This is a genomic window from Dyadobacter pollutisoli, assembly GCF_026625565.1.
In the GTDB taxonomy this organism is placed as follows: Bacteria; Bacteroidota; Bacteroidia; order Cytophagales; family Spirosomataceae; genus Dyadobacter; species Dyadobacter pollutisoli.
Genome location: NZ_CP112998.1, coordinates 3934749 through 3949016 on the forward strand (window position 1 = coordinate 3934749; position 14268 = coordinate 3949016).

At 44.9% G+C, this 14268-nt stretch carries 9 protein-coding genes and 1 other RNA gene; 5 read left to right on the forward strand and 5 right to left on the reverse strand.

What is annotated here, in order from left to right; genetic code table 11:
* Positions 1-137 precede the first annotated feature (137 nt).
* Entirely contained in the window at positions 138-2447 is a 2310-nt protein-coding gene (locus tag ON006_RS16070; protein WP_244822903.1) for a TonB-dependent receptor, read from the forward strand.
* Positions 2448-2646: 199 nt separating this feature from the next.
* Positions 2647-3018, forward strand: a transfer-messenger RNA (tmRNA) gene (gene ssrA / locus ON006_RS16075).
* Positions 3019-3375: 357 nt separating this feature from the next.
* Here ssrA and ON006_RS16080 read toward each other — a convergent pair.
* Positions 3376-3855 carry a hypothetical protein gene (locus ON006_RS16080; RefSeq protein ID WP_244822902.1) on the reverse strand — a complete coding sequence of 160 codons (480 nt, stop codon included), beginning with the start codon at positions 3853-3855 and terminating at the stop codon, positions 3376-3378.
* Between the two features lie 148 nt (positions 3856-4003).
* Positions 4004-4957, reverse strand: a complete 954-nt coding sequence (locus tag ON006_RS16085) for a threonine ammonia-lyase (protein WP_244822901.1) — start codon at positions 4955-4957, stop codon at positions 4004-4006.
* A 143-nt stretch (positions 4958-5100) separates the two neighbouring features.
* Between ON006_RS16085 and ON006_RS16090 the strand changes: the two genes are divergently transcribed.
* From ON006_RS16090 to ON006_RS16100, 3 genes are all read left to right on the forward strand, one after another.
* A complete protein-coding gene (locus ON006_RS16090; RefSeq protein ID WP_244822900.1) occupies positions 5101-7098 on the forward strand; it encodes a tetratricopeptide repeat-containing sensor histidine kinase in 1998 nt (665 codons plus the stop codon).
* A 79-nt stretch (positions 7099-7177) separates the two neighbouring features.
* Positions 7178-8830: a T9SS type A sorting domain-containing protein gene (locus ON006_RS16095; RefSeq protein ID WP_244822899.1), complete on the forward strand. Its 1653-nt coding sequence runs from the start codon at positions 7178-7180 to the stop codon at positions 8828-8830.
* A 10-nt stretch (positions 8831-8840) separates the two neighbouring features.
* Entirely contained in the window at positions 8841-9521 is a 681-nt protein-coding gene (locus tag ON006_RS16100) for a response regulator transcription factor (RefSeq protein WP_244822898.1), read from the forward strand.
* 57 nt (positions 9522-9578) lie between these two features.
* Here the strand turns inward: ON006_RS16100 and ON006_RS16105 are convergent, their stop codons facing one another.
* From ON006_RS16105 to ON006_RS16115, 3 genes are all read right to left on the reverse strand, one after another.
* A complete protein-coding gene (locus ON006_RS16105; protein WP_244822897.1) occupies positions 9579-10466 on the reverse strand; it encodes an OmpA family protein in 888 nt (295 codons plus the stop codon).
* Between the two features lie 199 nt (positions 10467-10665).
* Positions 10666-11409, reverse strand: coding sequence for a GLPGLI family protein (locus tag ON006_RS16110; protein ID WP_244822896.1), 744 nt, complete (start codon positions 11407-11409; stop codon positions 10666-10668).
* Positions 11410-11426: 17 nt separating this feature from the next.
* Complete coding sequence (locus tag ON006_RS16115) at positions 11427-14231, reverse strand: TonB-dependent receptor (protein ID WP_244822895.1); 2805 nt, start codon at positions 14229-14231, stop codon at positions 11427-11429.
* Positions 14232-14268 lie beyond the last annotated feature (37 nt).

The window sequence follows — 14268 nt, forward strand, 5'->3', positions numbered from 1 at the left end:
GCAGATTCAAATTTAAATAAACCAAATTTTTATTTAAAAAATATAATTCAATGAACGCTTGATTGAAACTTTTGATGCATGATAGTAAGTAACCAGGAAGGCACTATTTTTACGAATATTACATCACTTGTTCCCAAATGCTTAGAATTCTGCTCTGCCTGATCTTTTTTGCCACCAACGGATTGGCCCAAAGTTTTACTTCCACCATTCGTGGTACTGTCCGGGACGCCGATACCGGCTTACCGCTGGTCGGCGCGACCGTTTCGCTTTCGTCCACGGAATCCGGTGCGGCCACCGGCCCGGAAGGCACATTCCGGTTCGACAACCTGTCAGTGGGTCGTTATGAGCTGAAAGTTTCCTACGTCGGCTACGGTACCATTTCTATCCCGGAAATTCTTTTGGAGTCGGGGAAAGAACAGGTAATCCAAATCAGGATGAACGTGGCAGGAAAGGAGTTGGAAGAAGCTACGGTTTCGGCTGCGCGGCCTGTCGCATTCAACAGTGTGCAGGCGATTACCATTGAGCAAACTTTGCGATATGCTGCCACGTACATGGATCCGGCGCGGGTAGCGACCTCGTTTCCGGGCGTTGCAGCGGCAAATGACCAGGCGAATGGGCTGGTAGTGCGCGGCAATTCCCCGAACGCCATGCAATGGAGACTGGAAGGTGTAGAGATTGTCAACCCCAACCATTTGTCCAACGCAGGTACTTTCAGCGATCGGCCTACTTCTACGGGCGGCGGTGTAAATATTTTGAGCACACAACTATTGGGCACTTCTAATTTCCTGTCCGGGCCGTTTCCTGCACAATATGGCAATGTGACCGGGGCTGTTTTGGATATGAATCTCAGAAAAGGGAATGACGAAAAAGCAGAATTTGTCGCCCAGGCGAGCTTGATAGGGATGGATTTCTCGGCAGAAGGCCCGTTTTCCAAGAAATCGAAGGCGTCATACCTTGTCAATTACAGGTACTCTTTTACCGGTCTGCTCGGTGCTATGGGCGTTAATTTCGGCGGAGAGGACTCCCGGTTTCAGGATCTGTCATTTAACCTCAATTTCCCGACCGCCCATGGGGGAAAGGTTACTTTTTTCGGAACAGGTGGATTGAGCAGCAACACATTTGAACCAGACAAAGACACGGCTACCTGGGAGTTTGATAAGGATGGTCAAAATATTCTGTACAAAAACAAAATGTTCGCCAGCGGGCTAACGCTGGATCAGCCGCTTAGTGAGAAAGTGTCGCTCCGTGCCGCGCTTGTCGGTTCGACATTAAACACTTCCAGGGTTGCCTATGCGGTGAACAGCAAGACTTTGTCAAGAGCCGAAGTGCTTGATAATCAGGATCTGATCAATGGTAAAATTTCGGCAAACGTAACGCTGACTTACCGTCACAATGCACGTTTTAGGTTTCGTGGCGGGTTATTTGCAACGCTCAATCACTACGAAGCGGGTATTAGGTCAGCAGGTGAATCGTTGAAAAGTTATGTGTTTCAGCCGTTTGTGAACTGGTCGCTCCAATTTACACCAAAGGTCTCGGCGGATATCGGCCTGCATGCTATGATCAGTACCGTGCAGAGAACCAAGAAAGTAAGCGCATTACCGGAGCCGAGGGCGGCCATTAAATGGCAGATTGGCCCCACAACACAACTAACTGCATCTTATGGTTTACATAGCCAAATGCAGAACGCAGGTCTGTACGCGATGCGCATTTATGACTATGGGCCTAACTCGAACCGAAACCTTGCACCGACACGTTCTCAGCAGGTTACTTTGGGTTATCAGAAAACGTTTCCAAAAAGCAGCAGCCTCAAAGTTGAGGTTTATTGGCAGCATTTATTTGATGTGCCGGTTGGCCACGGGTTACACGATAACTATTCGGCGGTCAATCTGGTAGAGGAAGTACCGTATGAATTTTTGGACAACACCAGCACCGCCCGGAACTATGGCATCGAGGCGAGCTTTCAGAAATTCCTGAGTAAGGATTTTTATATGCTAGTTTCCGGTTCCTTATACGACGCAACTTATGTAGATTACCTGGGCCTGCGGCACAATAGCCGCTTCAATGGCAGGCATACGTTCAGTTTGACAGGCGGTAAGGAATTGAGATCCTCCAACCAGGATTTGTGGGGCGTTAATGTGAAGATCCTTTGGATCGGCGGCTTCCGCGATAAACCCGTTGACGCAGAATATTCCCGAATATTAGGGTATACTCTGTACGAAACACAAAGCAGCTACACGGTCAAAATGAAAGACTACTTTCGGCCGGATCTGCGTGTGTACTGGAAGAAAAGCAGGGCAAAATACAGCAGGACGCTGGCACTGGACTTGCAAAATGTGTCCGGTACAAAAAATGAAGCCTATCGTTATTTTGACAAACGGAAGGATGCGGTGGTGACGCAGTATCAGCTAGGCTTAATTCCGGTACTGAGTTATCGGTGGGAGTTTTAATGTTTAATGAGTGAATGAGTGAATGAGTGAATGAGTGAATATTTTCCTGTTTACTGGTACTGATAGTCAATCGTTTAGGATAAATCTACTTTCTGTTGCGAACTTTCGTGACTTAATATGTGTAAATAGCATTGCAATTGAACTTTTAATCTGGAGACTATTGCAAGCCGACGGCTGATTGCCGGAAGCTAATAAAATTGGGGGTGACTGGAATTGACAGCGGGCTGAAGGTCTGTGTGTAAGCATGTCGGGAGTTGAGAGTACCTCCCGGAAATAATATTCTCAAACAATAACTGGCGAAAATACTTACGCCATGGCTGCTTAATCCGGAGGATTAACCAAATGCCATCATCCCTCCAACCTACGTGCTGATGGTTGGGCTCCGGGGTGTCGCAAATCAGCGCTGGTTGAAATAGTGATACGGAAATTCAACGAGACACCAGTATCTAAGGCTATGACGCGGGTCCGCCGTGTACCTTGTCAGGCTCGAAAATCTAAACACGGATAAGCATGTAGAAGGCGCAGGGTTTCCCTGTTCTGGACCAGGGTTCGACTCCCTGCATCTCCACTAGTACCAATTGCAAAAAGTATCAAAAGCCTGCAAATCGCTGATTTGCAGGCTTTTTTTGTTTTCTGAACTAGGACAAAATATTCGAATATTCTCAAAAAAACGGTGAGCAATCAGCACGAATGAAGAGTGTAAGAGGTTTGGCAGCACAGATACACTGCTAATATTGTAAAAAATATAGTTGCCAAACGGTTACTGTGGTAATTTTACAGAATTATTAAGGAGTTAAAGTCTTCTGATTGATGCGTTTATCCAACGACAAAAATGCATTATCTGACGGTAATAAAGAATAAATAAAAATCCATAAAAAAGCCCTTCCGGGACAATCTGGAAGGGCTTTTCATGATGCTTATCTCAACTTTATTTCTTCTTGAATTCGAGGTATTCCTCCAGTGCTACCGCACCTGTGCCCGGATCACTAAATTTGATCGTGATGTTGATTTGTGGAACACCCGCAGCATTCACCACCTTTGTTGCAATTCCTTGTACTTTCTGCTGCAATGGTTTCCCGTTACTTTGCTTTACATCCACAATCTCATTGATCTCAAATACATCTTTGGAGGTGCTTTTCACATTCACAAGCGAATATTCCTGATCCAGCGTAATGCTGGTGCCAGGAACCTTCACTTCAGTATTTTTATTATACAAAATGTTCAGCTGATTTTTTTCTTTCACTGTCACATCCCAGGCTTGCTTCGTAACAATAGAGGGTGCCACCGTCGTAGTCTCATATTTTCCCACAAATTCCGGTGCAAAATCAGGTTCAGGTTCAACATCCTTATTTTTGTCCTTGCAGGCGCCCATTAAAATTACCAGACAGCAAAAAATCAACTTTTTCATACTTCAACTTTAAGTGTAAACTATTTACTATTTCAATAAAAAATACGCGCCAGACAATTTCTACTATAACGGCAACGACGTGTGAAGCGCATATTCCACGTCTGTAAATTTCTCATCAGACATCAATTCGCCTGATTTTCAGCACCTTTCAAAAAGGTAATTTACCCAAATCTACATTACCTCCCGAAATAATGATCCCTACTTTTTGGCCTGCAAACTGCTCTCTATTTTTCAAAACTGCCGCCAGCGAAACTGCTCCCGAAGGCTCCACAACCAGTTTCATTCTCTCCCACAGATACCGCATGGCTGTAATGATTTCTTCATCCGAAACGGTCAGGATGTCTGTTACTTGCGACTTAATGATCGGAAAAGTCTTATCTCCCAGGTAGGTCAGCAGCCCGTCAGCAATGGTATTAATGTAGGGTGCTTTTTCAATTTTATCACTCCTGAACGACAGTACCGCATCCGCCGCACCTTCCGGCTCGCCTGCATAAACTTTTGTTTCAGGAGAAAAATAATGGGCTGTCAATGCAGTACCGCTCAGCAGTCCCCCGCCTCCTACCGGTGCCATGATCACGTCCAGCTGCGTACCGGCATCCTCGATCAGTTCTTTGGACGCCGTTGCCTGGCCAGCAATAACCTGGTAATTGTTGAATGGGTGAATAAATGTCGCCCCGGTCCTCGCAACGATCGCGTCGACTGCTTCCTGACGGGCTTCCGGGGTATTTTCACAAAACGTCACCTCGGCGCCATAATCCTGCACCGCGCTGATTTTGACAGACGGCGAGTTTTCAGGCATCACAATGTACGCCTTCACTCCTACCTTGGCAGCGGCAAACGCAATAGCCTGGGCGTGATTACCCGAGGAATGTGTGGCAACACCATTTTTAAGTTTATCCTCTGGCAATGTAAGGATAGCATTCAGGCCACCCCGTGCTTTGAATGCACCGATTTTTTGCAAATTTTCACATTTAAAAAACAGCTCCGCCCCTGTCAGATCATTCAAAAAACGGGAGGTAGCGATGGGCGTGCGATGAATAAATGGCGCCACCAGCTGATGCGCTGCTTCAATAGTCTCTTTAACAGGTACTGTATCTGACATTTTCCCCAATTTATATGAAATAATTTCCTTTAAATTTACAATAACGAGTAAAAAAGCAATTGGCTTCAATCGCAAAGGTAATATCAAAAAAACCGTCCGCTGAAATCATGCCGAGGTCAGTACCAAACTTTCTTAGATTATGCATGATAGCCGCAATGCTGGCGGTAACGGTCACCTGTTCATTTTCTCAGAAAAAATACTCCTCCAAAGATTCCGTACAGATCTATCGATTTTTGGATATGGCGGACGAAGTATCCGACGTCAACATTGATTCTGCCATGCATTATGCCCGTCTCGCGCATCGTTTGAGCATTCAAAAACAAATGACGCGTGGCGAAGGCTGGGCTTTACTGAAAATAGGCGACCTGAAACGGTACACAACCAAACCCGACAGTGTCGAGATCTTCCAGAACGCCGGCCTGGCGATAGCGAAAAAGCTGCGGGACCACTTTATGGAAGGGCTGGGGCATTTGCAGCTGGGGCAGTACTATATGTTTCAACATCGTTACGCGGAATCTGAAAAACATTACGCAGATGCGTTGGCGATCCATTTCGAAAGGGAACAATCCGAGTATACTGCGATCGTTTACAGCGACCTGGGGCTTTTATTTCAATCAAAAGGTCAGTACGAAAAACAGGTTGAATGGTTGCTGAAAGCCAAGAGACTGGGCGACAAACTACACGATAAGTATGCTATCGCGTCCACTTCGAGCAACCTGGCGGTAGCATATGATCAGCTTGGGGACAGGAAAAAGGCTTTCGAAAATCTTCGGGAAGCGATACGGGTCCGCAAAGAGCTGGGTAATAAAGTTGGCTTGTCCAACAATTACAACAGCCTTGCCCGCATGCTTCAAAAAGACTCGTTAAGCGCTGCTATCGGGTATCAGAAGCTTGCTATCTATTATGCCAAGCAAACTGGCGTGAAAGGGCTCGTAGCCGGCAGCCTGTCGACGATGGCGCTTTTGAAGGGGCGGCAGGGCAAAAAAAGCGAGGCACTGGATCTTGAAAAAAAGGCCATCGCAATCTTCAAAGAAACGGGTGATAAACATCAGGAAGCGTACCGGAGCATCAGTGCAGCCAACTTTTCGGGGCAGATCGGCGACCGGGAAGCGGCATTAAAGTTTTTTGAAAATGCACATAATATTGCCTCTCAGACCAAAAATCTGTCGATGCTGAGGGACGTTTCGCTGCATAAAGCGAATTATTTCAAAGATCAGAAAGACTACTATCACGCATATCAGAATTTCAGGAATTATGCACTTTACAAGGACAGTCTGATCCAGGAAAAAACCCAAAGCAACATTGCCGAGCTGCAATTGAAATACGATACGGAGAAAAAAGACAACGAGATCGCCCTGCTCACCATTGACCGGAAAGTACGGCAGTTGGAAATTGAAAAACAAAAGACGCAGCTCGCCAACCAGAAACTAATGCGAAATGGCATCATCGGCGGTACCGGAATTATACTCCTGCTGATCGGTTTTATGTTCAACCGGTATCAGTTAAAGAAAAAAATAGAGCAACAGGAGCTTCTGATCAACTTCCGGAATGACGTCGCGCGGGATTTGCACGATGATATCGGATCGACATTAACCAGCATCAAAATCCTGTCGGAAGTGTCGCTCAACAACCTGTTAAAAGATCAGACCAAAGCGGGCTCGTATTTGAAAAAAATAACAGAACAATCGTCGCATATGCAGCAGGAAATGAGCGACATCGTGTGGTCTATCAAGCCCGACAATGATAAACTGGCCAATATGCTGGTACGGATGCGGGAATTTGCGAGCTATACCCTTGAACCTAAAAACATCAAAGCCGATTTCGTAGTCAACCAAGAGGTGCTTTTATCGAGTCTGAACATGCAGCAGCGGCGAGACTTTTTTCTCATTTTTAAAGAAGCGATCAACAATACGGCTAAGTATGCGCAGGCAAGTTCGGTCAGTATCGTCCTCGAAAAAGCAGAAAAACACCTATTGCTTACCGTCAAAGACAATGGTATTGGTTTCAATGTAGATCTGGTCAGATCTTCAAACGGGATCAGGAATATGGAAGCCCGGGCGAAATCTCTTTCCGGTACCTTCCATATTTCTTCGGAACAGGGCCTGGGCACTACTATTGAGGTCCAAATCCCGCTGATTTAACACCAAAAACCACATCATCATGCGATTGATCTGAGGTCAACAAAGTGTCAACTTTGTCATGATCTTAAACACAATCCCGATGAAAACTTTACTCACATTTCTGATCCTGATCGTTTTTTCATTGGCCTCCATGGCAGGTCCGGTAATAGCTGATGTTGCAGTGGAAGGTTACCCTGGTGACAACAGTGTCATCAATGGCCGTTACAAATATTACTCAACGTCCAGCAGCGGACATATGCAGTTCAGCTCAGACAGGACTGACGGTGTTATCCAAAACCTGTCCATTGGCTGGAATAGTTTTGCCAGACGTTGGGAAATTAATGTAACAAAATTGGTTTCAGGGGTTCCGACCCGGGTAACCGTTGCAACCAGCAGTTCTACGGGCACTTACCCACCAGTTAAAGCATGGTCTGTCCTATATCCTTATGGTAATCCCCTAGGTTTGTACACGCCATTGAAAGTATATGCAACTGTTGCGCAGACTTCCTTGTGCGATGATTGTCGTTGGAGTAACCCGGCTACGTGGTCATCCGGATTTCTCCCACGCGCCTACGATAATGTGACAATCAACAGCGACGTCATTTTGGACATTGAAGCAAGTTGCAACACTTTAAAGATTAATTCGGTTACGTCATTTCCCTATGACGGGCACAGCCTTACCGGTCCTGCGCTTGCCTCCCGGCTCAAACTCAACGGAAATCTGGATGTTGGTGTGTCAGGACGAATTGAGATTTACTCGATGGAATTGGCTGGTAATGCTCGCCAAGCTTTACAATCAAATGGTGAAAGAGGCGTCTGGATTAGAATGCAGCGCGTCATCATCAATAATCCCTACGGCGTAAGGCTTCTTTCTGCATTTGGTTTTTTGTCGCCCCCGTCATCAGTTGCCTGTGAAACCCAATTTGTAAAAGGGAAAATCTTTCTGGATGGATATATTTTATCCTGCCAGACTATACTGGGTGCCAACTCAGCCCGCTATATAGTAACAAACGGTAATGGATATCTGGTGCTGCCGGGAAACGGTACCGGAAGTATTTACAACCAATATTTCCCGATCGGATCATCAGAAAACTCTTATACTCCTTTAAAAATTTCCAATACTTCGACCAGCTGGAGAGTGCAGCTCATGGCCCGTGCGGAGTTCAATGCATTACTATTTCCTTCGACGCCGCATGTAAACGTGATATATAAAACCGAAAGTATCAGCGTCAGCCCGGGCGTAGATTCCCCTCGCTGGCTGCACCAGGCCTATTGGTATGCCGCGGACGAATCGGCCGGATTTAACCATTCATCCAGGGTCCGGATAGACCGGAGAACCGAAACCGGATGGGCCATGACCGGCTCAGAAGGAATACCAACCGGAACAGGACCTTACACTTACATTTACAATTCAAGCACCTGGGAAGACTTTGGAATATTTCAAGCCACAACTTCGTCCAGAATCTCGGCAGAAGAGATCGCATCTGGCATTGGCAGCGAAAAAGATCAAATTGCATACGGTACCTACCCCAATCCCGCAACATCAGCAGGATTCAAAGTGAGGGTGGATGACGCTGATGGTGCGAAAATCAAGCTGGTCAGTTTATCAGGTTCCAGTCTTCAATTCAGAACTGAGAAAGAATCTTTGAATACCATTTCAATACAGCCTTTGGACGTTATGCCTGCTGGTATTTACATTTTGCAGGTTCAGGAGAAAAATCTGGTCCGTACCCACAAAGTCATCGTAAAATAACCTTAGCTTTATGAATAACCCGTTCTGTTATCCGCCCACCGCTTTGCCCGACATGGAAACTGCCGATATCCTGATTTACGATGATAATGAGGCACTGAGGATCAGCATGGAGGCATTGATCACCGACCAGGATGACCTGAACCTGCTTGCCGCCAAGTCGTCAGCCAAAAACGTGGTGGAAGACATTCACAAGTTTCAGCCTGATGTGATCCTGATGGATATTGATATGCCCGAAATCAATGGTGTGGAAGCTGTGAAACTGATCCGGAAAGTGAATGAGCACATTCCAGTGATCATGCTGACGGTGTTTGACGATAATGAAAATATTTTCAATGCGATATGCGCCGGGGCATCGGGCTACATTCTGAAACGTTATGCCAGTGAGGAAATTCCGTCGGCAATCCGCAACGTTATGAGCGGTGGCGCTCCGATGACGGGCTCTGTGGCGCGAAAAGTGTTACAAATGGTGCCGGTCGCTAAAAGTGAGGAGCAGGAGAATTACGATCTTTCCAAAAGAGAAACTGAACTTTTACAGCTTCTGGTCAATGGTTTCAGCTACAAAATGATCGGTTTTGAAATGAATATCAGCATTGACACGGTCCGGTCGCACATTAAGAAAATCTACGATAAGCTGCACGTCCATTCTGCCACAGAAGCGGTTTCACTCGCTATCAAAAAACGGATTGTATAACAAAACAAAAGCCCGTCATTTCTGACGGGCTTTCAATTAACATTTTATCAATTAACCTTATTTACCAGCGTTTGGTGTGTAAAGGTTAAAGAACTGATCCAATTTTGGAGTGATGATGATCTCGGTACGACGGTTCAAGCTACGGTTAGGCGCTGAATCGTTTGCCACTTTGGGTAAATATTCACCACGGCCACCAGCGATCATACGAACAGGCTCAACACCATATTTCTTTTGAAGTGTACGCGCAACAGAAGTAGCACGCAAAACGCTCAAATCCCAGTTATCAGAAATTTTGTCTGTAGAGATAGGTACATTATCCGTGTGACCTTCGATCAAAATCTCGATCTCTTTGTAGTCGTTCAGGATCTTAGCAACTTTACTCAATACAGTCTCAGCTTGTGTGTTGATCACGGAACTACCTGATTTAAACAACATTTTGTCAGACAGTGATACATATACAACACCTTTCTTCACTTCGATCTGAACGTCTTCGTCGCTAACATCCGCCAATGAACGTTTCAGGTTCAAGACAAGCGCCATGTTCAAAGAGTCTTTTTTCTGGATGCTTGAATTCAAATCACGGATCTGAGCGCCTTGGGCATCCATCATAGCCAATGATTTTTTGATGCTTTCCGAACCTTCTTTGCTGATCACAGAAAGGTCAGACATACGGTCCAACAGATTGTTGTTGTTTTTCTTCAAAAATTCAATTTGGTCTTCCAGCTCCTTCATTTTGGAGTTTTTGCTGGTAAGCTCGTCATTTTTGGCCTTCAAATCATTATTTAAACTAGCAGTTCTGCTATCACAATCATTCAGGTCAGCTCTTGCTTTGTCCAATTGAATCTGGATTTCATTGGCTTGTTTCTGGGCAGAAAGTAATTTCTTCTTGCTTGCGCAGGATCCGAGAATAAAGAGCATTGCAACGGCTAAAAGCGTTTTTTTCATAATAAAGGGTGGTTAATTTAAATCAAAAGAGTTAAGTATAGAAATTGGTAAGTAAAAAGAAAAAGTTAAAAATATCGAGCCAACCTTCACGGGCACGCCCCCTTTCGAGTCGCAAAGGTACAAAAAAAGGGAGGATTGTCCAGACAATCCTCCCTTTTAAAAATTAGAAAAGCATTAAAATGCAAAGTTTATGCCCTGACTAGTAGGGCATAGACCAAAATGGGTTTCGATGCGCTTTAATACTATCTCTGATATGGACGCTCATCATTTCCTCGTATTTCTGGGTATTGACCTTTTTACCTTTGAGTTTTTTGGGAATACTAATGTCGTCAGTAACTGGCTTTAACTTGATCTCTTTGGCTGTGGTCACGATGTCTCCGTCATTAATATCCAGTTCCAGTATCATTCCCGGCAACCCTGAATACTGCTCCGGTCCGCCCGACACCGGAATACCATCGGCGAACCAGGCGGTCACTTTCTGATCCTTGATCGTGTCCTGTGTAACGGCCATCATACACATATATCCACCGATTTCTTTGATCTTATTCATGATTTTCCACTTTGGAAATTTGAGGGAATCGTCGACAATGTAGGTTTTGCCTAACATTTCAATGATATCGGCCCTCTTTTCATTCTCAAAATCCCGGTAGATCCTGTACTCCCCTTTTCTCCATGAATAGCCTCCGTCATTTTCCTCCGTTTTAGGGTAAGTGTAGTAGCTCAGCTTCTCGTTGAAAGCCAGAAGCATTTCCACTTTGTGCTCGTCGTTGTTTGCCCAGGTCATTTTCATCCGCTCTTTTTCCTCATTACTCAGGAAACTCAGCCGCGCATTGAGCCTTGTCCAGTGGTAAACTTTTTCATAGGTAATTTCTCCCTCCGTTTTCTGGGCGTATGAAACAAGTGAAACGAAAAGGGTTAATATCAATAAGGTTAATGTTCTCATTTTATGTTTCTGGATTTTTAGAAGAAATTACTACGTCTTACGCTTGCTGACATCCCCCGCATATTGTAGGTAAAGCTTAGCATGAAATACCGCGACAATGTAGCCACACGCCTTTCAGTGTAGAAGTTTTGGCTCACGTACTGGCTGATACCAAGGTTTCTCTTGAACACGTCATTGGCAGTAAGCCTGATCTCTCCTTTTTTACTTTTCAATACAATTTTATAAACCGACAGATTAAGGATCGGCTGTTTCTGACTAAACCCGAATTGATCATTGGTATAGGTACGGTAGTTAAAACGCGCATTGAAATAAATTTCCTTCGGCATTTTAACATTCATTTCCGCGCCGTAGTTACCATTCACTATCTTCTGGTTCTGGCTGGTGTTGATCGAATATTTAGTATTGCTGATATTCCAGTTTGCATTCGTATAAAGCGTGAATGCATCACTAGGCGTAAGGTCCAGGCGTGTTCCAAAATTATATCCGTCTGTTTTGGTCTCATTTTCAACATCATTGATATATGTCAGGTTGTTGCTCAAATTGATTCCAGTATTCAGGTTTAATGTCGCCTTTGTCTTTTTTAGCGGAAAGCCAAAACCTATGTGGCTACCGTAACTGTTACCACCTGTTACGTTCATCGGTTTTGTTGTCGTGATCAGGTTTTCGAGATTGGTCTTACGGTTGTAAACGATCTGATTGACGTTATAGTTGTAAAACACATTGACGTAAAGATTCGTAAAGCTCGCCGGATTGAACATGTTATAGCCAGCATACACATTATGGGTTGAGGCAGGTATCAGATCAGGGTTCCCCTCGACAATGTAAAGCGGGTTGCTGTTGTCTACGATAGGTTGCAGATCGGTAACCGATGGTTCCCTCACATTCAAACCATATTCTGCATAGACGTAACGATTGTTTTTGAGGTCATAATTCAGCGACACATTGGGTACCCAGGTAAAAAAGCTGCGATCAACGCGGGTAAATTCAGTTGAATTTTTATCGCTAGCAAACTTACCTTTCAATTCAAACTGCACACCGGCAAGTCCGGCAGCCAGGTTGAAGCCTTTGTATGAGTATCGAAGGCTGCTACCCAAACGATTGTATGTAAAATCATTGGAATAGTAACGGGTAAGAAATTGATTCGCCTCCCGTACATCACCCTCGACATCAAACACATTCCTGTCTACTTTGTCCTTGCGCATGCTGTAATTATAGAAAGTCTCCCAGAAGAACTTTTTAGAAAGAGGCTCCACATATGAAAGGCTTCCTTTGAAGTTCCCTCTGGTACTTTCGGTTTCATTAAGCTGATTAATGACACTGTTTCTGGTCGAATCCTGCAAAAAAAGATTAGTTGAGTTTAATTTTTTGTCCTCGTCAGAATTGTTGATGTTGTACCCAAGGCTAGCTGCAAAATTCCGCCCTTTTTTCTTAAACTTATGACGGTACAAAAGCAAATTGGCCATTGCAAAAGAATTGTAGTTGCTTTTGTTATTAACATTCGACTGGTTTGTCAGCACACCCTCATTCCGGAAGGATTGCTGGAAGCTCTCATAGTCGCTATCTCCTGTATTGATTCTCGAATTGCTGATGAGAACGATTGTGTTCAGAGAGTCTATGTTCTTTTCAAACCGGAAACTCGGGCGGTGGTTCGCAGTAAATCCGAGTGTTTTATTTTTATCCGTAGAATTATAGGAATCGTTCGTCAGGAAATTCTCCGTGCTCGAACGCACATCCATGATCGAGTTCGACTGATTGTAAAAATAGCTGGTGCTCAGCTTCGTCTTTTTCGTATCATAATTGTAATTAGCGCCACCTGCCCAGTTTTTGGTATAACCATCGGATCCGCCACCTCCCCAGTTGGGTTGAATGGTAATGTCATCCCCACCATAGTACCGGCCGCTGCTAAACCCGAAATCGCCGTCGTCGCCCCAGTTGAATGACTGGCTTCCTTTAAAATCCTGATAGTCGTTCCTTGCGATACCTGACTGGTTAGTATTATTTCCAAAACCCAGTACCGCAAACTGCTGCTTGTCGTCAAATCGGTTATAGCTTACCTTCCCTTCCAATCTCTTGTCCGTTCCGACTCCTGCAACAGCCTTTCCAAAACCGCCCTTTTTATGACTGTCTTTCAGTTCCAGGTTTAATGTCTTTTCCCTTTTCCCGTCGTCCACGCCCGTTGCCTTGGCTTGTTCTGTTTTTCCGTTAAATACCTGAACCTTATTAATGGCTTCGGCGGGGAGGTTCTTGGTGGCCATTTTAGGATCATCTCCAAAAAAACGCTTACCGTCGACCGTTACACGTTTAATCTCCTCGCCCTGTGCTCTGATATTCCCGTCGCCATCTACCTGTACACCAGGCAGCTTACGTAATAAATCTTCCACTGTTGACCCCGGTGGTACTTTAAATGCCTTGGCGTCGAACTCCACTGTATCGCCTCGTATGCTCAATGGGGCTCGTGCTGTTTTGATCACGACTTCATACAATTCCTTCTGAAGAACCTTCATTTTAGCTTTGCCTATATCCACAACATCCTGATCCTTAGGATTAATGTCTTCCTGATACGGGATGTAGCCTACATAGGATACTTTAAAAATGTACTGCGCCCTTTTGAGGTTTTTCATTTCGAAAGCTCCCTCTTTATTCGCCCTTCCATAATTGACCAAAGAGGAATCCTTTGGTAAAAGCAACATGATTGTCGCTTCCGGTAATACAACGCCAGCGGTGTCGGTAATGACACCTTTTAACGTGAAGCGTCCTCCGGTCTGCGCCTGGGCGACCAAGATGGGAAGACAGAAGAAGAAAAGAAGTAAGATTTTTTTCAAGGCTGGTCTGGTGGTTAAGTGAGTAAGGTTTGTAACT

Excerpts from the sequence above, each read along its gene's own strand:
- ON006_RS16070 (WP_244822903.1), top strand. The coding sequence starts at position 138 with ATGCTTAGAATTCTGCTCTGCCTGATCTTTTTTGCCACCAACGGATTG.
- ON006_RS16080 (WP_244822902.1), bottom strand. The coding sequence starts at position 3,855 with ATGAAAAAGTTGATTTTTTGCTGTCTGGTAATTTTAATGGGCGCCTGC.
- ON006_RS16090 (WP_244822900.1), top strand. The coding sequence starts at position 5,101 with ATGATAGCCGCAATGCTGGCGGTAACGGTCACCTGTTCATTTTCTCAG.
- ON006_RS16085 (WP_244822901.1), bottom strand. The coding sequence starts at position 4,957 with ATGTCAGATACAGTACCTGTTAAAGAGACTATTGAAGCAGCGCATCAG.
- ON006_RS16110 (WP_244822896.1), bottom strand. The coding sequence starts at position 11,409 with ATGAGAACATTAACCTTATTGATATTAACCCTTTTCGTTTCACTTGTT.
- ON006_RS16095 (WP_244822899.1), top strand. The coding sequence starts at position 7,178 with ATGAAAACTTTACTCACATTTCTGATCCTGATCGTTTTTTCATTGGCC.
- ON006_RS16100 (WP_244822898.1), top strand. The coding sequence starts at position 8,841 with ATGAATAACCCGTTCTGTTATCCGCCCACCGCTTTGCCCGACATGGAA.
- ON006_RS16105 (WP_244822897.1), bottom strand. The coding sequence starts at position 10,466 with ATGAAAAAAACGCTTTTAGCCGTTGCAATGCTCTTTATTCTCGGATCC.